Raw genomic sequence first — 24,382 nt, forward strand, 5'->3', positions numbered from 1 at the left:
CCCCTATGCCACATAAACTTATATTACTTGACGGTTCAGCCTTTTTATTTAGGGCTTATTTTTCCACGATTTCACAAAATCTTACCAATGATGCGGGTTTTCCAACGGGTGCAATGTTTGGCGTTATCAACGCTATCAAACAATTGCAACGGAAATACCCAGAGGCAAAAATGATTGCCATTTTTGACGCCAAAGGCAAAAACCATCGCCACGAACTTTATTCAGATTATAAAGCCCATCGCAAGCCTGCTGAAGACGATTTAGTGGTGCAAATCGAGCCTTTATATGAAATCATTCGCGCTATGGGTCTTCATTTTATGTGTGTGCCCAGCGTAGAGGCGGATGATGTGATTGCGACTTTGGCAAAGATTGCTGATAAACGCCAAATCAAAACTATCATTGCCAGTGGCGATAAAGATTTGATGCAGTTGGTCAGTGACAACATTACTCAATTGGATATGAAGGGGCAATTATACGACCGCCAAGCCGTGATTGAAAAAATGGGTGTTGCTCCTGAATGCATTTTAGACCTATTAGCGCTCACGGGTGATAGTGCAGATAACATTCCTGGGGTACCGAGTGTTGGGCCAAAAACAGCAGTCAAATGGTTAGAGAAATTTGAAACTATTGAGGGTGTGAAAGACAATGCCGAACAAATAGGTGGAAAAGTTGGCGAAAAACTGCGTGACAGTTTTGATAAATTAGACCTGTCTTACCAATTGGTTAAGCTCAAGTCTGATGTTGAATTACCATGCAATATCTTAGACGATGAGCCTGGCGTTGACAATGTAAAACTTGCCAATCTATACCAGCAATATGGTTTTGCAATGTGGTTGAAGCAGTTAGATGGCACAACCCCCACACCTGTTCAGACGCCACAACCAACCGAACCTGCTGCCGAAGTAGAACGCCCCTCTACTGAGTGGCTAAACGACTACACTCAAACCACTATATTCGCACAATCCGATTTTGATAATTTGATCAAACGCCTAGAATCGTGCAAGACTTTTGTCTTTGATTTAGAAACCACCTCATTAGATTATATGAACGCCAAAATCGTTGGTTGGGTATTCTTAGTTGATAAAGACAGTTTCTACATCCCTGTTGCCCATGATTATTTGGATGCGCCACAACAATTGAATTTTAACGCTGTATTAAATATTTTAAAGCCGATTTTAGAAAGCAATACCATCGGCAAAATTGGACAAAATCTTAAATACGACAGTCACATTTTGGCCAATTATCAAGTAACTTTGCAACATATTGCCGACGACACTATGATAAAGTCTTACTGTCTAAATTCAGTTGCCACTCGTCATAATATGGACGATTTATCTGAGCATTATTTGGGGCATAAAACCATTCATTTTGCCGATGTTGCTGGCAAAGGTAAAAAGCAACTGTCGTTTAATCAAGTTAATTTGGAAGTCGCCGCCCCATACGCCTGTGAAGATGTCATTGTCACCCACAGACTTAATGAAGTGTTGGCTAATGCGTTGGTTAAATTCCCTGATTTATACAAACTTTATCTAAAAATAGAACTGCCTCTCATTCCCATCTTGGTGCGAATGGAGCGCAACGGCGTGGCATTAGATGTACAAGCCCTTGCCACCCAACAAGTGGATATCGTCAAACAAATGGCAGATATTACCACGCAAGTGTTTGCATTAGCGGATAAAGAATTCAACTTAGAGTCGCCAAAACAAGTCGGTGAGGTGTTATTCTCAGAAGAGGGCTTGGGTTTAGAAGCCAAAAAGAAAACCCCAAAAGGTGTGCCTTCCACTAACGAAGAGGCATTGAGGTTATTAGACCATCCTGTTGTTGATTTAATCCTCAGTTACCGCGCCCTGACCAAACTCAATTCTACCTATCTTGAGGCCTTACCAAAACAAGTTGATTTGCACACCAAACGCCTACATACTTCTTATCATCAGGCTTTAACTGCCACAGGTCGCTTATCTTCCTCTAATCCAAACTTGCAAAATATTCCGATTCGCTCTGAGCAAGGTGCTCGTATCCGTGGTGCTTTTATCGCCCGCGAGGGCTGTAAAATCCTCGCTGCCGATTACTCACAAATCGAACTACGAATTATGGCACATATCTCTCAAGACACCCATTTATTAGATGCTTTCAACAACGATATGGATGTCCATAGTGCCACTGCATCAATGATGTTCGGCATCCCCATTGACGAAGTTACCAAGGACCACCGTCGCAAAGCCAAAGCCATTAATTTCGGACTCATCTATGGCATGAGTGCGTTTGGTCTTGCCAAACAAATTGACATTTCTCGCACAGAGGCTAAGCAATACATTGACGCTTATTTTGCTAATTATCCTGGCGTCGCCCAATATATGGAAAACATAAAAGAAACCGCCAAATCCCAAGGCTTCGTAGAAACCGTCCTAGGTCGTCGCCTCTATCTCCCCCAAATTAATCACAAAAACAAAATGCTGCAACAGCACGCCTTACGCACCGCCATTAATGCCCCGATGCAAGGCTCTTCTGCCGACATCATTAAAAAAGCCATGATTGATGTCAACAACTGGATTGGCAAAGATAATCCTGATATTAAAATGATTATGCAGGTGCATGATGAATTGGTGTTTGAAGTTAAAGATTCAAGGATAGATGAGTTTGCTCAGAAAATACAAAGTCTGATGGAAAATGCACACGGACTAGATATTCCGCTAAAAGTGGACGCGGGTATTGGTGATTCTTGGCAGCAGGCACACTAAAAATGAAAAAATTTAATCAAAACAATTTTATTAAAAGGCTATCTGAAAATATAATGTCTGAAGCTGAATTTGATCAGTGGATGGATAATGAAAAAAATTGGAATGATAATAGGACTAGAAATAATACTAGAAAACATGCTGACACTCATTGGAATAAAATAAGAAGGGTATTTAATGAGGCACATAAAAACCACAATACAGCTAACCCAGATGAAGAAAATCAATTAAATAAAAACTTTTTAAATAAGCGTATTGGATTGGAAGAGTATTTTAATAGGCTAAAAAACGGTCCTATGTCTGATGAGACATTTAAAAAGATATGTTCCTCTGATAACACCTCATCTGAGTTTAATGAATACAAAAAGAATGGAGAGAAAAACAAGAATAAAAAAGTTGTTTTTTATAATTTAATAAGAAAATATATTAACCACATTTACAAAAAACAGATATGAATACAAAAGAAATACACGAAAAAGCATTTGGCGTTTACTTAAGATATTACGAGTCCACAAAACAAACTTTTTATTTACGCAAGAATAAAACAAAAGAGTTGATTAATGGCTATTGGTTCCAAGGAAAGAAGGAAAATAATTATGTTGCTACTTCACCATTTAAACCAGCTGATAACGATAATAAAACTCAAAGAATATGTTTTGTAATCAAAAATGATAAAAGCTGTTGTTTAGAATTTTCTTATAGGGCGTTTACTACAGAAGAAGAAAAATATCAAGACTTTTACAAAAGCGTGCTTGAATATTTTGATATTTCTTTTGGTAGCCTTAAAAATAGACATATTAAAAAAATCAATTATTCATCCACTCATCAAAACTGGGAGACAGAATTACAGAAGTTTTTACATACAGATGTAAAAAAAATTATCGAGATTGCAAAAGAGCATAATGTTCCAGATGAATATTTGTTTTTTTCAGATCAAGAGTTTGAAACAAGAAGGTCAGCTATCAATAAGATACAGATAGTGTTAAAACAAATGGATTTGTATGATGCCCGTTCTGGTGGTTTTAAAATTAATGCTAATGTCCATTGGCATTTTAAAATACTAGGCAGGGAGGGTGAAAAATCTTACCCCACTAAGGCAATCACAAAAAATATTGCTAGTGAAATAGACTTAGCTAACGAATACTCTACTCGTCAGGCAGAGTCTAATTTAAAAAGTATTTTTGGCAAATATGTTGGGTTTATTGATATTAATGATAAAGGATACACAATGACGGCATCAAAACAACCACTAAACCAAATTTTGTACGGACCACCAGGCACAGGAAAAACTTATTCTACCGTTGAGAAAGCGTTAAAAATTCTCGCACCTGATGACTATGAGTTACAAAAAGAATCAATCACAAGTATTGGAAAATTAAAAGAAAAATTTACCCACCAGGTGGAATTTGTTACTTTTCATCAAAGTTTTAGTTACGAGGATTTTGTGGAGGGGTTGAAAGCTAAAACTGAGAATGGGAAAATTTCTTATGAAATCGAAAACGGTGTTTTTAAAGAAATTTGTAATAATGCATCATCAAAAGCAGAAATAACAAATGTAGGTATAGATCTTAAGACAGATATAACAATTTGGAAAATGTCTCTTGGTAGCAAAGGGGACACAGCAAAACAATATTTTTCTGAGGCTGAAGAAAGCGATTCTTTAGTGCTTGGCTGGGGTGAATTGGTTGATTTTACTGATTGTAAAAATAGAGAAGAAATTAACGACAAATTAGGCAACAATATCAAAGCCTCCCAAGTTAATTATTTTAAAAATGAGATGAAAATTGGCGATATTGTTATTATTAGCGACGGTAACTATAAATTTAAAGCTATTGCTGAGATTACGGGAGAATATTATTTTGACGAAGCGTCAGAATTGCCACAAAAAAGAAAAATAAAATGGCTACAAAAGTTTTCAAATTCTCGCCCAGTATTGGAAATCAGTAGCAAAAACTTTACGCAAACTACCATTAACAAGCCAAAACATATTGATAGAGGTAAGTTGCAAGCCTATTTAACCGATACGCAAAGTATCGATAACAACAAGCCCTACATCTTAATCATCGATGAAATCAATCGTGGTAATATCTCACGGATTTTTGGCGAGTTGATTACCTTGATTGAGCCGAGTAAACGAACAGAAGAGGAGGAAGAAATATCCGTTAAATTACCTTATTCTAAAGATGATTTTTCAGTGCCAAAGAATCTTTATATTATCGGCACGATGAATACCGCTGATAGAAGTTTGGCGTTGATGGATACGGCACTTCGTAGGCGGTTTGATTTTATTGAAATGATGCCAGATGTCGGTTTAATTACTAATGATTGTGGTGGTGTCAATTTACAAGAAATGCTAGAAACTATCAACCAAAGAATTGAGGTTTTGTACGACAGAGAGCATACGATTGGACATTCTTTTTTAATGGGTATTGATAATTTAGAACAATTACGAAACGCGTTTAAAAATAAAATTTTGCCGTTATTAGAAGAATATTTTTATGATGATTTTGAAAAAATAAATCTTGTTTTAGGTAACGATAGTTTTTATAAAAAAGAAACAAAACAAGTAGGAGAAATTAGTAAGGATATTTATCAAAAACAAGATATTAGCGAATTGAATGCCGAATACTTTATTCAAATTTATTCACAGAAAGCTGATACGGAATAATGCAATTGCTATACATTCGTGAGTTTGGAAAAATTGTCAGGGGTGAAGAAAACGAACAGAAAAGTGTTGATGAGATAACACTCAATCGCAGTGCTTGGGATTTTTTGGCAAAGTATGCTGAGTCTGATAAAGAAGACGATAGATTTATTAGATTTGTTAAGTCTACAACCTTGAAAGTTAAAAATTTTGTCGGCGTAATCACAACACCTGATGGCACGCAGATTGAGATTTTGCCGAAAATTGAAGAAGTGGCAAATGACAAGAGCGTTGAGCAGAGTCGTTCTATTTTAGAAAAAATGCTCAAAGTAGTGAATGATTTGCCGTTTATTCAAACAACTGAAGCGGATTTAAAATTAAAAAACCGACCTTTGCCTGAAGTGTTAATTGGGTGGTTTTTAAAATCGGTTGATAAAATTATCAAGCAAGGTATTCGCAGGGATTATTTAAGAATGCGAGGGCACGAAAAGTTTTTAAAAGGGCAACTGCAAACACATAAACAACTCAACGAACCGCCACACAAGCAGCATTTATTTCATATTGAGTACGATATTTTATCGCCTAATCGATGCGAAAATCGGTTGATCCATTCGGCACTTTTGCAGATATTGAAGTGGAGTAAGGATTTTGATCATCAGAAAACGGCAAAGCATTTTTTGATGCTTTTTGACGAAGTGCCTGCGTCTGAAAATATCAAAAATGATTTTAATCAATGGGCAAGTGGGCGAGATATGAATTATTATCAAAGCGTTTTACCGTGGTTGAAATTGATTTTAAATCAACAAAGCCCTTTTGCTTTGAAAGATAAAAACGCAGGTATTTCGTTTTTGTTACCGATGGAGGTTTTATTTGAAAGGTATGTGGCAAAGAAGTTGGCAGAGCGGTTGCCAAAGGGTTATAAACTGACTGAGCAAAAACCACAAAAACCTTTGGCGTATTTTGAAAATAACGGTGTTTTTATGATGAAACCAGATATTGTCATTTCAAAAATTTCAAATAAAAACCCTGTTTGCATCCTTGATACTAAGTGGAAGTTGATTGATGAAAATCAAACTTATAAAAATGGCAGTGTGGATAATAAGAGGGGTATTAGTCAGAGCGATATGTATCAACTTTTTGCCTATGGTAAGAAATACAAAGTGGCAAAAGTGGTGTTAATTTACCCACAATGGACGCAGTTTGAAAATGAATTTGCATTTCAGATTGACGAGAATTTAGATTTATGTGTCAAGCCTTTTGCACTTGATGACGATAAGATGACAGCCTTTGGTTTAAGCATTGCTGGATAAAATTCTCATCTTAGTGCGAATGGAATGCAACAGCGTGGAATTAGATATACAAATCCTTGCCGCTTAATAATTGAATTGGTTTGTAGATATTGGAAACTCTTGGCAAGAGGTATATTGATGGCAATATTAAATAGTGTATAATAATACTTAACCACTAAAAAAGGGTTATTTTTAAATGAGTAAGCAGCAAAAAATCTTAGATGTGATGAAAAGCAACCCTAAGAATGTTGACTTTAAAATATTAAGAAAGTTATTGGAAAAATCAGGTTACGAGTGTATCAACAGTGGTGGCAGTCATTTTGTTTTTCGTAAACAAGGCTGTTCAAGTGTTACTATCCCGTTCAAACGCCCGATTAAAGTAATTTATGTAAAAAGAGTGTTAGAAATTTTGGAGAGAAACAATGATTAAAAATAAAGAATATTACCAAGCAATTGATTACGACATTATCGTTTCAACAGTGAGCGAGGATGATGGCGGTGGCTATATGGCATACTACAAAAATATCGATGGCGTGATGGGTGATGGAAAAACAGAATCCGAAGCCGTTGCAGATGTCAAAAATGCGTTTGATTGTTATTTGGATGTTGCATTAAAAAACAAAGATGCCATTCCAGAGCCAGAAAATCTAAACAAAGCCAAGAAAATTAACATTTCAATGGCTGCCAGCAAAATCAAGAGCTTAGACATTTATGCCAAACGGCTCAACACAACAAGAAGTGGACTGCTGACTATGTTGAGCGACAAGTTATTGAATGGCGATATTGAATTACATCCAAAACCTTAATAGAGTGGCAACATATTTAAAGGCAGCTGGCTTGATAATGATAAAATGACGAGCATATCTTATTTACCAATCAAACGATGAAAGAAAAATTACAAGAATTATTGAAGCAGGCGTTAGCGATACTGGTGCAGGACGGGGGGTTGGCGTATGTGCCAGAAGATATTCGCATTGACCATTCTAAGGATAAGACACAGGGAGATTTTGCGACCAATATTGCGATGGTGCTGTCAAAGCAGGCGAAGTGTGCGCCGAAGGTTTTGGCAGAGCGGATTGTGGCGAGTTTTCCTGAATCAGATGTGGTGGAAAAAGTTGAAATTGCGGGACCAGGATTTATTAATTTCTTTATGTCACAGGGGGCAAACGCCTCTGTGGTGGGGCAGATTATTGAACAAGGTGAGGCGTATGGGTTGTCAGATTTGGGTGCGGGACAGCGGATTTTGTTGGAGTTTGTTTCGGCAAATCCGACCGGGCCTTTGCATGTGGGACATGGACGAGGGGCAGCGTACGGAGCGACGGTTTCCAATCTTTTAAAGGCGGTCGGGTTTGAAGTCGATAATGAATATTATGTGAATGATGCAGGTCGGCAGATGGATATTTTGGCGACTTCGGTGTATTTACGCTATATAAAAACTAATAAATTTCCTGATAACGGTTATAAAGGCGATTATATTTTTGATATTGCCAAACAAATTAGCGCTGTGGAAAAATATGATATTTTTACCGATGTGTGTAAAGACGAACGAGACGGTGGCGATAAAGAAAAGCATATTGATGGGCTGATTGCAAATTGTAAGAAGGCACTAGGGAGTGATTATAAAAAGATATTTGATTTGTCCATTACTGAGATTTTGGGTGATATTAAAGTTGATTTGGGCGAGTTTGGGGTTGCATATCAGCAGTGGTTTAGTGAACAATCCTTAGTGGATAGCGGGCTATCAAAGACAACGGTGGAGACTCTGCAGGCATCAGGACATATATACGAAAAGGATGGGGCACTTTGGTTTAAAACCACCGATTTTGGCGATGATTTAGACCGTGTGGTGGTGCGTGATAATGGGTTGCATACTTATTTTGCCTCAGATATTGCCTATCATCGGGAGAAGTTTGAACGAGGCTATGACAAGGTAATCAATATTTGGGGAGCAGACCATCATGGCTATATTGCCCGTGTAAAGGCAGCGATTAAGGCGCTAGGATTTGATGAGGGTAAATTAGAAATTTTGTTGGTGCAATTTGCAAATTTGTATCGCCATGGCGAGAAAGTGGCAATGTCCACGCGCTCGGGCTCGTTTGTGACTTTAAAAGAATTGCGTGAAGAAGTGGGGAATGATGCGGCGCGCTTTTTCTATATCTTGCGTAAGTCAGAACAGCATATGGATTTTGATTTGGATTTGGCAAAGTCAAAAACCAATGAAAATCCGGTGTTTTATATTCAATATGCCCACGCGAGGATTTGCTCAGTATTAGCCAAGGCACAGGGCAATGGGACGGCAGATTTATCGTTGTTAAATGATGAATATGAGCAGGCATTGATTAAGCAATTAGGGCGTTATGCAGAGATTGTAAAAAATGCTGCCATCAATTATGAGCCGCATATCTTGGCGTATTATTTGCGTGATTTGGCGAGTGATTTTCACAGTTATTACAATAATTGTGAGTTCTTGATTGAAGATAAAACATTGCAAGCCAGTCGTTTAGAATTGGCGAAAGCAACTAAGCAAGTGATTCAAAATGGTTTGCAATTATTAGGCGTATCTGCCCCTGAAAAAATGTAAAATTAGTTTATGGATAATTTATCTCACATTAAAATCAAAGGCTTTAAATCTATTAAAGAGTTAGATTTAGAAATGAAGCCGATTAATGTATTGATCGGGGCGAATGGATCAGGCAAGAGTAATTTTATTTCGGTTTTTGAATTTCTTAAATATGCTGTTGATGATAACATAGAAAAAACCGAGTTATATGTAAAACAACACGGCGGTAGTGATGCTTTTTTACTTTTTGGTAGCAATATAACCAAGAAAATAAATATTGATATTAACATACAAAAGCATAAATATAGTTTGGGATTTGAAGTAGATTACAACAAAGATGTATTAACAAGCACAAGTATTGCCTCAAATTTAGAAAATTCTTATGATAATTTTATTTATTTTGAAAAAGACATAAAAAGCATAAATACTTACCATTTTCACAATACTGGTAAAGCCGTTAGCTTTAAAAAGTATCAGGAAAAAAATGACTACGCTTTTTTGCGTTCAGATGCTAAAAATATAGCACCATTTTTATACCACATAAGAGAGAAATTTAATCAAGAGTATAGACAAATAGTTCAATCTATTCAAACAGTTGCCCCTTATTTTCATGATTTTGTGCTAAATTTAGTGGGTGAAAAAAATGACGAAAGGATTTTGTTAAGATGGCAGCATAAGAATGATCTGGACAATGATTTTTCAGCCAATCAATTGTCAGATGGCACAGCCCGTTTTATCTGTATGGCAACACTATTTTTGCAGCCTAAGGAGTTGCGACCTAAAACCATTATTTTAGATGAGCCAGAAATTGGGCTGCATCCAACTGCAATTGCTGTCTTATCAGAAATTATCCAGACAGTGGCAAATGATGGGGCGCAAGTTATTATTTCTACTCAGTCTGTTGAGCTCGCTAATTATTTTGAACCCGATGATTTTATTATTGTGGATTATGAAAATGGCGAGTCAAAATTTAAAAGGTTAAACGCACAAGATTTAGGTGATTGGATTGAGACTTATCAAGTGGGAGAGGCTTGGAGTGAAGGCTTGTTGGGCGGTGAGCCAAAATGGTAAGACTATTAATCTCGGCAGAAGGGCATTCGGAATATAAATTTATAAAAGAGAGCGTTGATCCGTATTTAGCAGGATTAAACATATTTGTGGAAATACAAAATATGAAAGGCAATGTTGGTGTTGACAGGGTGAACTCAAAACTTAATAAGTTGATTTACAATTATGATTATGTGACAACCTTGTATGATTTTTATGGCTTTAAGAAAAAATCCCAAGAAGAAACAAAACAAAGTTTAGAAAGTAGGATTAAGCAAGGTATTAAACAAGCACAGCAACATAAGATAATTCCTTATATTCAAATGTATGAATTTGAAGCCTTGCTTTTTAGCGATGCTGAAATTATGGCAAATGGGCTTGATACTTCGCAAAACTGGATTGATAGCATTGTGAATGATTTTCCAAACCTGGAAACAATTAATAACTCTAAAGAAACTGCACCATCCAAGCGCATTGGAAAGAATGCAAAGTACATAAAAACCCAACATGCACCAAAAATATTACAAGAGATTGGCTTGCTAAAAATAAGAGAAAAATGTCAAGGTTTTAATGCTTGGCTAACACAATTAGAAAAATTAGGTGAATGACCAAAAACAAAGAAATCAAGCCTTAGATATTAGCCAGTCTTTTATCGTGCAAGCGCCAGCAGGATCGGGAAAAACAGAGTTATTAACGCAACGCTATTTGAAATTATTGGCACATTGTGTAGAACCTGAGAGTGTCATTGCGATGACTTTTACCAATAAAGCGGTGGATGAGATGACGCATCGGGTGTTATCGGCGTTGAAATCGACAGTGCAATCACGACCTAGTGAGCCACATAAACAAACGACTTATGATTTGGCAGCAGCGGCAATGAGGCACTCGGATGAGCAAGGGTGGCAGTTGTTGCAAAATCCGAAACGCTTAAAAATCTCAACCATTGATGGGCTTTATAGTCTGATTACTAATCGTTATCCTTTGCCAGGTCAGTTGGTTCCGAGACAAATTATGGCGCAGCAATGGGAGCGAAATAAAGCCTATCAGATAGCAGCACAGCAGACATTAATGTTGATTGATGATGAGGAGTATGGCAAGGATATTCAAAATTTGTTGTTACACCTGGATAATAATGTCAGCAAGTTTGAGAGCTTGGTGGTGCAGATGCTGTCGAAGCGGGATCAATGGTTGGGGCGCTTGTATCGGGATAATGTGCTAGATTTACAAATATTGCAAGACAGTGCTAGAACGATTGTGAAACAATATTTTGAGTATTTACAACCATTGGCTAAAGTGTATTTAGATGATGAATTTTTTGGATTGTTGTCTGCTCGTGAAGGTAAGTTATACACCCTGCCAACGACTAATTTTTCGGATTTGGAGGCGTGGCAGACCATTGCAGATTTATGTTTGACCAAAAAAGGCACATGGCGTACAGCAGTTAATAAACTCAAGGAAAACTTGTCCGAACAAAAAGCACTTGGCGAAGCATTGCAAGGCTTAAGGAGTTTGCCAAATATTGATTTTTCGCAAGCACAGGCGGATATTTTGCAGACCATTGCACAGGTATTAAAATTATCTGTGGCACAACTCAATATCTATTTTGAAGCGCAGCAAGCACACGATTTTATTGAGGTGGCGTTGAATGCTAATCAGGCATTGGACAGTCAAATTGGCGTGAGCGATATTGCCCTATTTATGGATTATAAAGTGCAACATTTGCTGATTGACGAGTTTCAAGACACTTCGGCATCACAGTTTAATACGGTTGAAAAATTGATAGAACAATGGCAAACAGATGATGAAAAAACGCTGTTCTTGGTGGGCGATCCAATGCAATCAATTTACCGATTTAGAGAATCTCAGGTGGGGTTATTTTTGCAAGTGCGAGATAAGGGAATTGCGAACATTCGTCCAACTTCATTGGTATTGAGTACCAATTTTCGCTCTTCAAAAAGTATTGTTGAGGGCAATAATGGATTTTTCAGTAAGATTTTCCCTGAGTGTGACGATGTACATAAAGGTGCAATTTCTTACTCACCATCGCTTGCAAATTCGGATACAAAGGATGACAATGCCATTGCATTCTATCCCTTTGCCCACGACCAATATCTATGTGAAGCAAAAACGATTGGCACGATTGTCGCCGCTAGTTTGGCGAAAAATACACAAAATACAATTGCGATTTTGGTGCGTGGGCGGGCACATTTGTTGCACATCGCACAACAGTTAATGGATGAGAAAATTGCATTTGAATCGGTAGATATTACCGAATTAAAAGACCATTTATTGACGCGGGACCTGCTCTCGCTAAGTAAGGCTTTATTGCATTTGGGCGATAAACTGGCGTGGTTGAGTGTGTTGCGCGCCCCTTGGTGCGGCTTGATTTTGGATGATTTGTTGGTGCTATCTGAGGATGATAATCAGATAATTTATAGGCAACTAAATGATGAGGCGATATTGGTAAAAATGAGTGCAGATGGGCGTGAGCGTGCACAGCATCTATATCAGTGTTTGCAAGAGGTTATTAGCAATCAAGGGCGATTTAATTTTGTGGAATTATTGACCCATACAATGAATCAATTGGGGTTAAAAAATGAGACTTTAGCAAAAACGGAATTGGCAATTAAAGACAAATTTTTGCAGATTATTTATGAATGCGAACAGCAACAATTACTGAGCGCGGATACCATTGAACAGATGATAGAAAAGTTATATGCACCGAGTGAAAAGGCGCAGGTGAAGTTAATGACAGTGCATGCATCAAAGGGCCTGGAGTTTGACACGGTGATTATTCCGGGCTTGGGTCGGAGTTCTGGGAGGGATGATTCGCTGATTATTCGATTGCGTGAATTTTCGAATAAGGATTTACTATTAGCACCAATGAAGTCGGCATCTGCCACACAAGAAAGTGGGGTATATCGGTATTTGAAATCTATTGAAACAGAGCAAAACTATTATGAAAGCATGCGCTTATTGTATGTGGCAATGACGCGAGCAAAAAGCCATTTACACCTATTGGGGGCAGTAAATAAGTCAGGGAATATCGGTAAAAATACGCTGTTGGAATTATTGGGGCAGTTTTTTACACATCGGTTTGATGATATTGACAAGACGCCTGATACAGTGGAATCAGCGGAAATTTTGCAGTTAGCGCGTGTTTCCGAGTTAAAAACGCCAGTTAATCGAATGCAAGAAAAAGGCGAAATGGTAGAATATCAGCAGAATTTTGAACGCTTATTTAAGCGTGCATTAGGCACTTTGGTGCATCAATATTATGAGCATCAATTGTTTGAGCCGAGCGCAGAGAATATTCGTAATCAATTGATTAGTATAGGCACGCCGCCGAGTGAGATTGAAAAATGGCAGGCGGTTATCACTAAATTATTGAATAACACCAAAAATGATGCTCAATTCGAGTGGCTGTTTAAAGACCGAGCATCCGCACGAAATGAAGCGGAATTTAGCATTAATGGTAGCACCATCGCTATTGACAGACTATTTATTGATGAGGGGACTTTATGGGTGATTGATTTTAAAACAGCCAAACCTGCTGAGGATGAGCCATTAGAAGCCTTTATTAAACGACAACAGCAAGAACACACAAAACAATTGCAGTTCTATAAAACCGCAATGTCTGAGATTTACGACTATCCTGTGCGTTGCGCACTATATTGCCCTAGCGTCAAACAATTAATCGACATTTCCTAATCCCACAAAGCATTAATCATTGCCACCGAATTACAGCCTGCATCATAGGCAAGTTGTTGATTGTCAAAATTAATGCCACCAATGCCGACAATAGGGATAGTTAGGTTCTGTTTTGCTTGGGCGATGAGGGTTAATGCACATTGAGATGCGTTAGGCTTGGTGATTGATGTGAATAATGCACCAAATGCGACATAATCCGCGCCTTGTTGCTGTGCATTTTTTGCCAAATTAATGTCGTTATAACACGATACACCAATGACGGCATCGACACCAAGTTGTGTCCGTGCGTATTGGATTGCGCCATCATTTTTACCTAAATGTACACCATCTGCTGAGATTTTTTTCGCCAGGTTGATGTCATCATTGACGATAAATAAAGTATGATGTTTGGCACACAGTTGTTGTAATTGTGTTGCTTCGTTGAGTTGAATTTTTTTGTTAAGCGTTTTATGTCGGTATTGTAAAATACGGATTTTGTGCGTCATTATTACTTTTTCAATAGCGTCAAGGTCTAAGGCACGGTCTGGCGTAATCGCGTAAATGCCATTTATATTATGCAAAAAATCAGTTTTCATTCAAAAGGGAAATTATTAGTCACGGGCGTTATTATAGCGTTTGTTGGCGTTGTATGGCTTTTTATATCTTTGGTTTCTTTGGTTTTTATAGTGAATGAAAAAGAATTAGTAGACTTGAATGAAATCACTAACTATGTTGAGAAAATCGATAAATTTGTATTGCAAGGGTTTAATCAAAAGCAACAATTGGTGCATTTTATTGAATCGGATAAATACTATAGTTTTAAAGAAAAACCTGCTTTGTTATTAGAGCCAAAAGTGACCGTTTATAACAAAAAAGGCGAAGAACTTTATATGCTGACTTCAAAGCGTGCCAATTATTTAGAGGATGGAGAGATTATATTTAAGGGTAAGGTAAACATCAATTCTAAGTCTGGTGCCAGTTATCAAATGAATGCCAAAGAATTGTCGGTTAACACCAAAACTAACAATCTAAAGAGTGATAAACAAATTATCTATTTAGATAAAAAGGCACGAGTGGTCGCCCAAGGGATGTTGATGAAGTCTACAGAAGATAAAATGCATTTGCTTGGTAAAACAACGATTAATCAAAAGGGTGGGCAAAAAATATTTACCAAAGATTTATTTATTGACCAGTCTAACGCTAAGAAACGATATTATTCCAAACATAAAACCACTTATTTGGCATCGGGTAATAAAATTTATTCTCAAGGTTTAGATATGGATACAGGTGAAGGCATTACTATTTTACTTGGCAAGGTTGATATTTTACAAAAATCTGGAGCTAAAATTAATACCAGTAGGTTAATTGTTGACCAAAGTAAAGGTCGGGATATTTATCGGACCGTGGCGCAAGTGCATTACCAATCGGGAATATCGAATATTCATGCGAAAAAAGGTATGTATTACGATGTTAAAGACCAAAAATTGAGATTAACAGGGGGTGTTGTTGGTCGTTATGAGTAGAATTTTTCTTATTTTATTGCTGTTGCCTTTGGGGGTTCAAGCGATATTTGACAGCAAGTCTGAGATAGTTGTGCAAGCGCATACGGTGGTGGTTGATGGGCGTTCGGAGTTAAGCACTTATACGGGCGATGCCAAAATCACACAAGGCGATTTACTCATTATGGCGCAGAAGATACAAGTATTTAATAAAGAACAGGTGGTTAGCAAAATAATTGCAACAGGTGTAAAAAAGAAACCTGCCTATTACAAACAAAATCAGCCTAAGCAGTCAGGCTTTGTTGAGGCGACAGCGCAGAAGATTACCTACTTCATTGATAAACAATTAGTGCGTCTTGAAGGCAACGCCCATCTGACCCAAGATTCTAATTCTTTTAGTGGCGGGCTTTTAAATTACGACATTAAAAAGAATAAAATTATTGCCAAAAAATCTAAAGACGGCATGCAGCGTGTTAAATTTAAAATAAAATTATAGGAGACCTTGTGTAATATCTCTTAGGGGGTATAAAAAGAATGCGTTATTCAAACACTATTTGGTATAATTTCTTCTTTTAAAATCAATATAGGATGAGACATGTCAAAATTAGTCCCACCACATGGTAGCGATACAATTAATGCGTTAGCATTATCAGGCGATGCTTTAACAGCGGAATTATCAAGAGCAGAATCATTGGCAAAAATCGAATGTTCTTCAAGAGAAGAAGGTGATATTGTTATGTTGGGTATTGGCGGTTTTAACCCATTAGACGGTTTTATGGGTGAAGCAGACTGGAAAGGCGTTTGTGATAACATGACAATGACTAATGGCTTGTTTTGGCCGATCCCTGTTACTTTATCGACTAACGATGAAGCTGTAAAAGCAGGCGATGAAATTGCAATCACATCCAGTAAAACGGGTGAGGTTTTAGCAACGATGAAGGTCACTGAAAAATATACAATCGACAAAGACCACGAATGTGAAACAGTTTTTAAGACTACTGAAGATGCACATCCAGGTGTTGTTATGGTTCAAGCGCAGGGTAAATATAATCTTGCAGGACCTATTAAAGTTTTATCTGATGGCGGCTTTCCTGCGAAGTTTGGTAACTTATATATGACACCCGCTGAAACGCGTAAATATTTTGACGATAAGGGTTGGAAGACAGTTGCTGCGTTTCAAACGCGAAACCCTATGCATCGTTCACACGAATACTTAGCAAAAATTGCGGTAGAAATTTGTGATGGCGTGATGATTCACTCGGTATTGGGTGGACTTAAAGCAGGTGATATTCCTGCCGATGTGCGTTCAGAAGCGATTTCAACTTTAATTGAAAATTATTTCGTTGACAACACAATCTTGCAATCGGGTTATCCGTTGGATATGCGTTATGCAGGTCCTCGTGAGGCATTGTTGCACGCATTATTTAGACAAAACTATGGCTGTTCGCATCTAATCGTTGGTCGTGACCACGCTGGTGTTGATGACTATTACGGTCCATTTGATGCGCATAACATCTTTGACGAAATCGCTGACGATGCACTCATAACACAGCCATTGAAAATTGACTGGACTTTCTGGTGTCATGAATGTGGCGGTATGTCTTCAATGAAGACTTGCCCGCACGAAGCCAAAGACCGCGTACTATTGTCAGGTACCAAAGTGCGTAAGATGCTTTCAGAAGGTGAGGATTTGCCAGAAGAGTTCTCACGCCCCGAAGTAGCTAAAGTTTTACAGGCTTATTATGCGAGCATTAAGGACGAAGACAAAGTAGAAATTAAGTTGAGTGGCCACTCAGCTAAGTAAAAGTAGAAAATATTTAAACAGAAAGGGCTGATAGTATATAATTGTCGGGTTTTAAAAATTCGACGATTTTTTTTTAATATGATTAAACAATACAAAGGAGAAGTAAAATCATGATGGACTTTATCAATAACACACCAATTGCTAATTTAGCAAATTCAGGTATGTCATATGACACAATGCAGACTTACGTAATGGTAATGGTTGCACTGGTTATCGTTATGACAATAATGGATATGTTGCACAAGAAAAGTGCAAAATATTTCTTTGCTAATGCAAAAAAAGCAAAAACCAATGCAACAACAGAGTTAGGTGCTGGTGATAAAATCGGTATTGCAGCGGCAACAATCGTAACAGATGTTATTTCGGCGGGTGAGTTCCATAACCCGGTGCGTCGTCTTGTTCACTTGTTGACTATGTACGGTTTTATTTTATTCAACGCAGCAACTGCAATAATGATATTTAGTGCAGATGGCGCCAATTCAATGTGGACACAAGTGTGGCACATTGGTGCAATTATGCTATTGGTAGGTAGTTTTTGGTTTTGGTTTTTCTTTAAAGTGGATGTGGTTGCCGAAGGTAATTCACCGTTTAGTATTGACCTTAAAAGAGATGCGTTTAGTTTGTCGTTAATGGCAACTTCTGTTTCTGCACTTATTTGGTCTTTCAATGGCAACGCAATGGGCTGGGAATTTGGTTTTGTTATCCTTGCGACTGCTTCATTATTTGGCGGCGTTTATTGGTCTAAGTTCTCACATATGTTCTTTAAGCCATTTGCTGCATACGACAAACGCATTACTAAAGCGGACGGCTCTGCTGAAAACTTACCAACAATCACCAGAGATGAGAAAGATCAGCGAGAGCGTCATTCTATGGAATTATTAGTAGATGCCCCTATGGACATGGGTCTTGGCATCAAGCGCGAAAAGCCGCAACACTACTAATCTATTAATTAATTAAACTAAGGAGAATAATATGCCAACTTTTGTATATATGACCCGTTGTGATGGCTGTGGACATTGTGTCGACATCTGCCCATCTGACATTATGCACATCGATAAGAAGTATCGTCGTGCGCTTAACATTGAACCTAACATGTGCTGGGAATGCTACTCATGTGTAAAAGCATGCCCACATCAAGCAATTGATGTTCGTGGTTATGCAGACTTTGCACCACTAGGTCATAGTGTTCGTGTAATTCGTGATGAAGAAAAAGGCACGATTGCATGGAAAATTAAATTTAGAGATGGTCGTGAGAAGAATTTCTTATCGCCTATCACTACCAAGCCATGGGGTTCTGCAATTCCTGACTTTAGAAATGAAGCTGAGCCTACGGCTGAAGCGCGTAACTCTGAGTTGTTGGCATTTGAACCTGAGTCAATTCGTTTAGATGACGGTGGTTTACATACATTAGAATCTAATGGTTTAAAACTGGTTGAAGGAGTATATTACTAATGAGTTACAAGACAATTATTGAAGATAACATCGACATTTTAGTGGTTGGTGCAGGTTTAGGTGGCACAGGTTCTGCCTATGAAGCGAGACATTGGGGTCGTGATAAGAAGGTTGTGATTGCTGAAAAAGCAAACATCGACCGTTCTGGTGCGGTTGCACAGGGTCTATACGCGATTAACTGTTATATGGGTACGCGTTGGGGCGAAAATAATCCAGAAGACCATGTGCGTTATGCACGAATGGACTTGATGGGTATGGTTCGTGAAGACTTAGCCTTTGATATGGCGCGTCATGTTGACTCTGCTGTTCATAAGTTTGAAGAATGGGGTTTGCCTTTAATGAAGGACCCTAAGAGAGCTGAATTACCTGAAGGTGATATCGGTAAAGGTGCTTATATGCGTGAAGGTCGCTGGCAGATTATGATTCACGGTGAATCATACAAGCCTATCGTTGCTGAAGCTGCAAAAGTGAATGCTGACAAGACTTTCAACCGTATTATGGTCACACACTTATTAATGGACGATGCACAAGATAACCGTGTTGCAGGTGCTGTTGGTTTTAATGTGCGTACAGGTAACTACCATGTATTTAAATCTAAGACTGTTATTGTTGGTGCTGGTGGTGCGTCTAACATCTTTAAACCGCGTTCAGTGGGTGAAGGTGCAGGTCGTGTTTGGTATGCACCATGGTCATCAGGTTCTGCGTATGGCTTATTAATTGAAGCCGGTGCAAAAATGACACAAATGGAAAACCGTATTGTTCTTGCTCGATTTAAAGACGGTTATGGTCCTGTTGGCGCATACTTCTTACACCTTAAGACTTACACTCAAAACGCTTATGGCGACGAGTATGAGTCTAAGTGGTTCCCAGAATTAGCAGAAAGAGTAGGTAAAGCCTATCTTGATACTGAAAACCAACATTTCTCACATAAGCCTATTCCGACTTGTTTGCGTAATCACGCATTCATCTCTGAAGTGGCGGCTGGTCGTGGTCCAATTCACATGGTTACTGTTGAAGCATTCCAAGACCCACATTTAGAAGAAGTAGGATGGGAAAACTTCTTAGGTATGACGGTTGGTCAAGCGGTATTATGGGCTGCAACAGACATTGATCCTAAATATATCAACCCTGAATTAACGACTTCTGAGCCGTATGTAATGGGTTCACACGCGACAGGTTGTGGCGCATGGTGTTCAGGTCCTGAAGATATCTCAGGTAACATTCCTGAGTACTTTTGGGGCTACAATCGTATGACTACGGTTGAGGGTTTATTTGGTGCAGGTGACTCTGTTGGTGGAACGCCACATGCGTTTTCTTCGGGTTCGTTCACTGAAGGTCGTTTGTCTGCTAAAGCTGCTTGTAAATATATTGATGACGGAAAAGCCGAAGGTATCAATGTTTCACAAAAGCAAATTGATGATCGTAAGGCACAAATCTACAAACCTTTAGAAACTTATACAGTGGGTCGTAACGAAATTGTTGGTGGCACTGTGTCGCCAAGTTACATCTTGCCAATGCCGGGCCTTCAACGACTACAAAAGTTGATGGACGAGTATGCGGGTGGTGTAACCGTTCAGTATATGACGAACGATAAACTTCTAAATATGGGTCTTCACAAGTTGAAGATTATGGAAGAAGATTTAGAGAAGGTTGCTGCCGAAGACATTCATCAGTTATTGCGTGCATGGGAGCTTAAGCACCGTCATCGCACTTCTGAATGCGTAGTTCATCACACTTTATTCCGTGAGGAAACTCGCTGGCCTGGTTACTACTACCGTGGTGATAAGATGAAACTTGACGATGAAAATTGGCATGTTTTGACGACTTCACAGCGTGATCGTGTTACTGGTGAGTACAAGATGGAGAAACAACCATTGTATCACCTAGTTGGCGACGACGAGAAGTAAAAATCTCGCTTGACGAAGGGCTGGTAACAAGTCTTCATTAGACAAAATAAAAGACCAACATTTTTATGTTGGTCTTTTATTTTGAGGAGAGCTTTATATGCATTAGGTTTATACTTAGTGTATATAGCGGTCTTAAAAAAGAAAATTTAATTATAAGAGTAACAAATGAATATTATTGATAAAACAGATGAAGAATTATTAGCTATTGCCAATCCATTTTGGAATGACTTAGTGAAATTCTCTAATAATAAAAACTATGGTGCATTCACTAGAAATTTTTCTGAAGAAATGCTTCGCGGTGCAAACGAAATTGAAATGGGTAAGCAATTTGCCCGTAGTAAATTAACCAAAGGCCTGGAAAAAGATCCTGAGCATTTAGGTATGATTCGTCGTGGTGAACATGTGACTGTTCTTTATAAGCAGACTAACAAAAATATGGTTGGCGATGAATATTTAGGTCGCTTAGTTTTGGGTTATAACGAAGATGGTGATGTCAAAATTTTTGGTGCAACTATTTTTTAAAGGTTAGATAATGGTTATTGAAGACGGAAAATTTGTTGAATTAAATTACAAGGTTATTGATAAAAAAACCAAAGATGTATTGTCTGAAGTGGAATTTCCACTCGGCTATATACAGGGTATCAGTGAGATTTTATCACCTGAAGTTACCGCAGAATTGGCAGGACAAGAGCAGGGTGATGTGATTGAATTGCCAATTAATTGTGATTTAATTTATGGGCCAAGGGACGAGTCTTTGGTGTTTACTGATCATCTTGAAAATGTACCAGAAGCGTTCCGTAAAGTTGGTACAACCATTACCATGGAAAACGAGAAAGGCGAACCTAAAGATTTTATTGTTATCCGTGTCAATGAAAAAACAGTCACCGTTGATGGCAATAACCCGCTTTGTGGTAGAGATGTTATCTTTACCTTGGAAGTGTTAACTGTGCGTGAGCCTACCGATGAAGAAGCGGCAGCAGGCGGTCCACTTAATGACATTCCACCGGAACTTAAACTGCCAAATGCGCACAAAATTCATTAATTGATATGACTATTATGGCAACAGACTTTACACAAGCAGAAATAGATATTATTAAAACCCATATTGATGGGCGTTGGACCAAGAAGGACCATGGTGTTCATATGGGTGATATTGAGGTAGGCGGCGAAGAAAAACCCGCAGCTATTTGGGAAGACGGTTATTATACTTTTGTAGTGCTTAAAATAGCAGAAGGCACCTTTAAAAATATGTTCTACTTTATGCGTGACAAGCGTTTTGATACAGGTACTGATGAATACACTGATTTGGATGAATGTGTTGATTCTATTATGAGGGCGCAGGCAGATTTTTCATTGTCAAAGAACACCAAGGGTTTAACGGTAGAAATTAACAAGGCTTAACGCCATATTCACACTTTCTATTTTAATAAGGTCTCAAGATAAATCTGAACGAGTAGATTTGCGTTTAGAGCGTGGGATTTTTTCTTTCTTGCGTTTAATTTGCTCTGCTTTAGAAACGATGCTGTTGACTGACACTAAATCATCGACACTTTCACTGATTTTTTTGAAGGCTTTGGGTGCTTGGATTTCTATCATTTGTTGTACAATCCATTTTTCATCAACATCGGTCATTGCTAGTTTGACTTTTTCCGAAAAGTATCTTAAAAAATGGTAATCAGGTTCGTTGCCGACAAATTTGTATTCTGAGTAATCTTTTGAGCGTTGATTGTAAGTGTTAATAAATGCTTTCCAGTGATTGCCTTCGCTGATGCGTTCTGTTTTATTTTCTTGGTAGTAGAAGGCAGATTGTTTGGCCAGTTTATTAATTAATTCTTGGCGTTGTTCGGTGCCAAGGGTTTTAAATACTAATCTGTCAATTGATTGAATAAGGAAGCATAGATACTCTTTGATAACATCAAAGACTTGTTCTTTTTCAATCACAAAACCTTCGTTGATTAAATCTTCAAGGTGATTTTTAGTGATACGCCAGCAAATAAATGCCATTGCACTGCCAATATCCTCGATAGTTTTGACCTGAGTTTTATGCCATTTACTCTTTATTCGCATAAGCGGATTTTAACAAAGATTACACTTACTCGCAATTGTAGTTTTTGAATGAGCCTAAGTCGTTGACATTGTCGAAACCCATTTGCACTAAATAATTTTTAGCAGTGGATGAGCGGGCACCACTAACACAGTATAAAACGATGGCTTTACTTTCGTCGAGAATATTTTTGGCATTCATAACCGATTGCAAAGGCAGGTTAATGGCATTAGGCAATGATCCTTGTGAGAATTCAGAACTTGAACGAACATCGACCAATTGGGCACCAGCGGCTAAAAGTTTGCAGGCATCATCGCCCGAAAATGAGTTGAACATAGTATAATCCTTAATAAGTTTTTTGAAGGGGTGCTGATTTATCTAGCACCCCTTCTATATAAGGATATAATTATATACTAATGTTAGACATAAAACAACTAAGAAATGATATTAAATCGGTTGAAATAGCGTTAAAAAAGCGTAATTTTTCTTTTGACGCTGATGTATTGACCAGCTTAGAAGCGCAGCGTAAAAAGAATCAAGTGGAAACACAAGCACTGCAAAACTCGCGTAACGCACAGTCGAAAGCGATTGGCAGTGCAAAGGCTGCAGGCGAAGATATTAAGCCATTATTAGATGCAGTTGCTGATTTGGGCGATAAGTTAGATGTGGCGAAAAGTGAGTTGCAAAATATTCAGCAAAAGATTAATGATATCATTATGGCGTTGCCAAATATACCGCATGAATCCGTGCCAAAAGGCAATTCGGAAGATGACAATGTAGAGGTATCAAAATGGGGTGAGCCAGGAAAATTCAATTTTGAAGTGAAAGACCATGTTGATTTGGGTGAAAAACTTGGTTTGGATTTTGAGACAGCTGCAAAAATATCAGGCGCACGCTTTTCGGTAATGACAGGTAAGATTGCGCGTTTGCATCGTGCGTTGACACAGTTTATGATTGACCATCATGTTAAGAATGGCTATACAGAGGTTTATGTGCCGTATTTAGTTAACGCAGAGTCGCTGACGGGGACGGGGCAGTTGCCTAAATTTGAGGCAGATTTGTTTAAGACTGCTTTGCATGGTGAAGCCGGCGATGCAAAAACTTTGTATTTGATTCCGACAGGCGAGGTGCCGATTACCAATATTATGCGTGATACAATGGTAAAGGAAAAAGATTTGCCAATTAAATTTGTTGGACATACGCCGAGTTTTCGTTCTGAAGCAGGGGCTTATGGGCGTGATACGCGAGGTTTAATTCGTCAGCACCAATTTGAGAAAGTAGAAATGGTGCAAATTGTTAAAGCAGAGGATTCTTATGCAACTTTAGAGGCTTTAACCGAACATGCAGAGGGTGTTTTACAAGCCTTAGATCTACCTTATCGCAAGGTTAATTTGTGTGCGGGTGACTTGGGTTTTTCGGCGGCTAAGACTTATGATTTAGAAGTTTGGTTGCCAGGACAGAATGCGTATCGTGAAATTTCTTCTTGTTCATGTTTTGAAGATTTTCAGACGCGTCGTTTGCAAATCAGATGGAAGAATCCAGCGACAGATAAAGTTGAATTATTGCACACCCTGAATGGTTCGGGGTTGGCAGTGGGTAGAACTTTGGTGGCAGTGTTAGAAAACCACCAACAAGCCGATGGAAGTATTAAAATACCAAATGTGTTGCACGGCTATATGGGCGGCATCACTATTATCAATTAAACAATTTT

At 38.3% G+C, this 24,382-nt stretch carries 23 protein-coding genes; 20 read left to right on the forward strand and 3 right to left on the reverse strand.

Annotated features, from left to right (window positions below):
- Positions 1-5: 5 nt before the first annotated feature.
- The 10 genes from polA to BSEPE_RS00635 all read left to right on the forward strand — a co-directional run bounded on the left by polA (position 6) and on the right by BSEPE_RS00635 (position 13,986).
- Positions 6-2,738 carry a DNA polymerase I gene (polA, locus tag BSEPE_RS00590; protein WP_066042523.1) on the forward strand — a complete coding sequence of 911 codons (2,733 nt, stop codon included), beginning with the start codon at positions 6-8 and terminating at the stop codon, positions 2,736-2,738.
- Complete coding sequence (locus tag BSEPE_RS00595; protein WP_157059353.1) at positions 2,720-3,190, forward strand: hypothetical protein; 471 nt, start codon at positions 2,720-2,722, stop codon at positions 3,188-3,190. The genes polA and BSEPE_RS00595 overlap by 19 nt, the downstream gene beginning before the upstream one ends.
- Positions 3,187-5,403: an AAA family ATPase gene (locus tag BSEPE_RS08090; RefSeq protein WP_066042530.1), complete on the forward strand. Its 2,217-nt coding sequence runs from the start codon at positions 3,187-3,189 to the stop codon at positions 5,401-5,403. Before BSEPE_RS00595 ends, BSEPE_RS08090 begins: the two co-directional genes overlap by 4 nt.
- Positions 5,403-6,689 (forward strand): McrC family protein, encoded by a 1,287-nt coding sequence (locus BSEPE_RS00605; RefSeq protein WP_066042533.1) that lies wholly within the window; start codon positions 5,403-5,405, stop codon positions 6,687-6,689. The genes BSEPE_RS08090 and BSEPE_RS00605 overlap by 1 nt, the downstream gene beginning before the upstream one ends.
- A gap of 175 nt (positions 6,690-6,864) precedes the next feature.
- The gene (locus BSEPE_RS00610; protein WP_066042538.1) at positions 6,865-7,098 is read left to right on the forward strand and encodes a type II toxin-antitoxin system HicA family toxin; all 234 of its coding nucleotides are present in this window, start codon (positions 6,865-6,867) and stop codon (positions 7,096-7,098) included.
- Entirely contained in the window at positions 7,091-7,474 is a 384-nt protein-coding gene (locus BSEPE_RS00615) for a type II toxin-antitoxin system HicB family antitoxin (RefSeq protein WP_066042542.1), read from the forward strand. The genes BSEPE_RS00610 and BSEPE_RS00615 overlap by 8 nt, the downstream gene beginning before the upstream one ends.
- 77 nt (positions 7,475-7,551) lie before the next feature.
- The gene (argS, locus tag BSEPE_RS00620; RefSeq protein ID WP_066042545.1) at positions 7,552-9,249 is read left to right on the forward strand and encodes an arginine--tRNA ligase; all 1,698 of its coding nucleotides are present in this window, start codon (positions 7,552-7,554) and stop codon (positions 9,247-9,249) included.
- Between the two features lie 9 nt (positions 9,250-9,258).
- Positions 9,259-10,299: an AAA family ATPase gene (locus BSEPE_RS00625; protein ID WP_066042548.1), complete on the forward strand. Its 1,041-nt coding sequence runs from the start codon at positions 9,259-9,261 to the stop codon at positions 10,297-10,299.
- On the forward strand, positions 10,293-10,883 hold the full coding sequence (locus BSEPE_RS00630; protein WP_066042550.1) for a DUF4276 family protein: 591 nt from the start codon (positions 10,293-10,295) through the stop codon (positions 10,881-10,883). Before BSEPE_RS00625 ends, BSEPE_RS00630 begins: the two co-directional genes overlap by 7 nt.
- Positions 10,876-13,986, forward strand: coding sequence for a UvrD-helicase domain-containing protein (locus tag BSEPE_RS00635; RefSeq protein WP_066042552.1), 3,111 nt, complete (start codon positions 10,876-10,878; stop codon positions 13,984-13,986). Before BSEPE_RS00630 ends, BSEPE_RS00635 begins: the two co-directional genes overlap by 8 nt.
- Here the strand turns inward: BSEPE_RS00635 and thiE are convergent.
- Positions 13,983-14,561: a thiamine phosphate synthase gene (gene thiE, locus BSEPE_RS00640; RefSeq protein WP_066042555.1), complete on the reverse strand. Its 579-nt coding sequence runs from the start codon at positions 14,559-14,561 to the stop codon at positions 13,983-13,985. The two genes, BSEPE_RS00635 and thiE, sit on opposite strands and share 4 nt — an antisense overlap.
- On the opposite strand from thiE, the gene lptC reads away from it, so the two are divergent.
- From lptC to BSEPE_RS00685, 9 genes are all read left to right on the forward strand, one after another.
- Positions 14,541-15,488 (forward strand): LPS export ABC transporter periplasmic protein LptC, encoded by a 948-nt coding sequence (gene lptC, locus BSEPE_RS00645; protein ID WP_066042559.1) that lies wholly within the window; start codon positions 14,541-14,543, stop codon positions 15,486-15,488. The two genes, thiE and lptC, sit on opposite strands and share 21 nt — an antisense overlap.
- Positions 15,481-15,960, forward strand: a complete 480-nt coding sequence (gene lptA / locus BSEPE_RS00650; RefSeq protein ID WP_066042562.1) for a lipopolysaccharide transport periplasmic protein LptA — start codon at positions 15,481-15,483, stop codon at positions 15,958-15,960. The genes lptC and lptA overlap by 8 nt, the downstream gene beginning before the upstream one ends.
- 99 nt (positions 15,961-16,059) lie before the next feature.
- Positions 16,060-17,268 carry a sulfate adenylyltransferase gene (gene sat / locus BSEPE_RS00655; protein WP_066042565.1) on the forward strand — a complete coding sequence of 403 codons (1,209 nt, stop codon included), beginning with the start codon at positions 16,060-16,062 and terminating at the stop codon, positions 17,266-17,268.
- 176 nt (positions 17,269-17,444) lie between these two features.
- Positions 17,445-18,209, forward strand: coding sequence for an adenylyl-sulfate reductase (locus BSEPE_RS00660; RefSeq protein WP_066045961.1), 765 nt, complete (start codon positions 17,445-17,447; stop codon positions 18,207-18,209).
- A 31-nt stretch (positions 18,210-18,240) separates the two neighbouring features.
- The gene (gene aprB, locus BSEPE_RS00665; protein WP_066042568.1) at positions 18,241-18,720 is read left to right on the forward strand and encodes an adenylyl-sulfate reductase subunit beta; all 480 of its coding nucleotides are present in this window, start codon (positions 18,241-18,243) and stop codon (positions 18,718-18,720) included.
- Positions 18,720-20,627 carry an adenylyl-sulfate reductase subunit alpha gene (gene aprA / locus BSEPE_RS00670; protein WP_066042572.1) on the forward strand — a complete coding sequence of 636 codons (1,908 nt, stop codon included), beginning with the start codon at positions 18,720-18,722 and terminating at the stop codon, positions 20,625-20,627. The genes aprB and aprA overlap by 1 nt, the downstream gene beginning before the upstream one ends.
- 165 nt (positions 20,628-20,792) lie before the next feature.
- Positions 20,793-21,149 (forward strand): hypothetical protein, encoded by a 357-nt coding sequence (locus tag BSEPE_RS00675; RefSeq protein WP_066042575.1) that lies wholly within the window; start codon positions 20,793-20,795, stop codon positions 21,147-21,149.
- A gap of 10 nt (positions 21,150-21,159) precedes the next feature.
- Positions 21,160-21,669 carry an FKBP-type peptidyl-prolyl cis-trans isomerase gene (locus tag BSEPE_RS00680; protein WP_066042580.1) on the forward strand — a complete coding sequence of 170 codons (510 nt, stop codon included), beginning with the start codon at positions 21,160-21,162 and terminating at the stop codon, positions 21,667-21,669.
- 5 nt (positions 21,670-21,674) lie between these two features.
- Complete coding sequence (locus BSEPE_RS00685; protein WP_066042583.1) at positions 21,675-22,028, forward strand: hypothetical protein; 354 nt, start codon at positions 21,675-21,677, stop codon at positions 22,026-22,028.
- A gap of 33 nt (positions 22,029-22,061) precedes the next feature.
- Here the strand turns inward: BSEPE_RS00685 and BSEPE_RS00690 are convergent, their stop codons facing one another.
- Positions 22,062-22,694 carry a hypothetical protein gene (locus tag BSEPE_RS00690; protein ID WP_066042586.1) on the reverse strand — a complete coding sequence of 211 codons (633 nt, stop codon included), beginning with the start codon at positions 22,692-22,694 and terminating at the stop codon, positions 22,062-22,064.
- 25 nt (positions 22,695-22,719) lie between these two features.
- Complete coding sequence (locus BSEPE_RS00695; protein ID WP_066042587.1) at positions 22,720-23,007, reverse strand: rhodanese-like domain-containing protein; 288 nt, start codon at positions 23,005-23,007, stop codon at positions 22,720-22,722.
- A gap of 80 nt (positions 23,008-23,087) precedes the next feature.
- On the opposite strand from BSEPE_RS00695, the gene serS reads away from it, so the two are divergent.
- Entirely contained in the window at positions 23,088-24,374 is a 1,287-nt protein-coding gene (gene serS, locus BSEPE_RS00700; RefSeq protein ID WP_066042590.1) for a serine--tRNA ligase, read from the forward strand.
- Positions 24,375-24,382: the final 8 nt, after the last annotated feature.

Source organism: endosymbiont of Bathymodiolus septemdierum str. Myojin knoll (genome assembly GCF_001547755.1).
Lineage (GTDB): Bacteria > Pseudomonadota > Gammaproteobacteria > PS1 > Pseudothioglobaceae > Thiodubiliella.

What these genes read in the sequence shown, in the direction of transcription:
- polA (WP_066042523.1), top strand. Translation starts at nt 6, where the DNA reads ATGCCACATAAACTTATATTACTTGACGGTTCAGCCTTTTTATTTAGG.
- BSEPE_RS08090 (WP_066042530.1), top strand. Translation starts at nt 3,187, where the DNA reads ATGAATACAAAAGAAATACACGAAAAAGCATTTGGCGTTTACTTAAGA.
- BSEPE_RS00605 (WP_066042533.1), top strand. Translation starts at nt 5,403, where the DNA reads ATGCAATTGCTATACATTCGTGAGTTTGGAAAAATTGTCAGGGGTGAA.
- BSEPE_RS00610 (WP_066042538.1), top strand. Translation starts at nt 6,865, where the DNA reads ATGAGTAAGCAGCAAAAAATCTTAGATGTGATGAAAAGCAACCCTAAG.
- BSEPE_RS00615 (WP_066042542.1), top strand. Translation starts at nt 7,091, where the DNA reads ATGATTAAAAATAAAGAATATTACCAAGCAATTGATTACGACATTATC.
- argS (WP_066042545.1), top strand. Translation starts at nt 7,552, where the DNA reads ATGAAAGAAAAATTACAAGAATTATTGAAGCAGGCGTTAGCGATACTG.
- BSEPE_RS00625 (WP_066042548.1), top strand. Translation starts at nt 9,259, where the DNA reads ATGGATAATTTATCTCACATTAAAATCAAAGGCTTTAAATCTATTAAA.
- BSEPE_RS00630 (WP_066042550.1), top strand. Translation starts at nt 10,293, where the DNA reads ATGGTAAGACTATTAATCTCGGCAGAAGGGCATTCGGAATATAAATTT.
- lptC (WP_066042559.1), top strand. Translation starts at nt 14,541, where the DNA reads ATGCAAAAAATCAGTTTTCATTCAAAAGGGAAATTATTAGTCACGGGC.
- thiE (WP_066042555.1), bottom strand. Translation starts at nt 14,561, where the DNA reads ATGAAAACTGATTTTTTGCATAATATAAATGGCATTTACGCGATTACG.
- lptA (WP_066042562.1), top strand. Translation starts at nt 15,481, where the DNA reads ATGAGTAGAATTTTTCTTATTTTATTGCTGTTGCCTTTGGGGGTTCAA.
- sat (WP_066042565.1), top strand. Translation starts at nt 16,060, where the DNA reads ATGTCAAAATTAGTCCCACCACATGGTAGCGATACAATTAATGCGTTA.
- BSEPE_RS00660 (WP_066045961.1), top strand. Translation starts at nt 17,445, where the DNA reads ATGCAGACTTACGTAATGGTAATGGTTGCACTGGTTATCGTTATGACA.
- aprB (WP_066042568.1), top strand. Translation starts at nt 18,241, where the DNA reads ATGCCAACTTTTGTATATATGACCCGTTGTGATGGCTGTGGACATTGT.
- aprA (WP_066042572.1), top strand. Translation starts at nt 18,720, where the DNA reads ATGAGTTACAAGACAATTATTGAAGATAACATCGACATTTTAGTGGTT.
- BSEPE_RS00675 (WP_066042575.1), top strand. Translation starts at nt 20,793, where the DNA reads ATGAATATTATTGATAAAACAGATGAAGAATTATTAGCTATTGCCAAT.
- BSEPE_RS00680 (WP_066042580.1), top strand. Translation starts at nt 21,160, where the DNA reads ATGGTTATTGAAGACGGAAAATTTGTTGAATTAAATTACAAGGTTATT.
- BSEPE_RS00685 (WP_066042583.1), top strand. Translation starts at nt 21,675, where the DNA reads ATGACTATTATGGCAACAGACTTTACACAAGCAGAAATAGATATTATT.
- BSEPE_RS00690 (WP_066042586.1), bottom strand. Translation starts at nt 22,694, where the DNA reads ATGCGAATAAAGAGTAAATGGCATAAAACTCAGGTCAAAACTATCGAG.
- BSEPE_RS00695 (WP_066042587.1), bottom strand. Translation starts at nt 23,007, where the DNA reads ATGTTCAACTCATTTTCGGGCGATGATGCCTGCAAACTTTTAGCCGCT.
- serS (WP_066042590.1), top strand. Translation starts at nt 23,088, where the DNA reads ATGTTAGACATAAAACAACTAAGAAATGATATTAAATCGGTTGAAATA.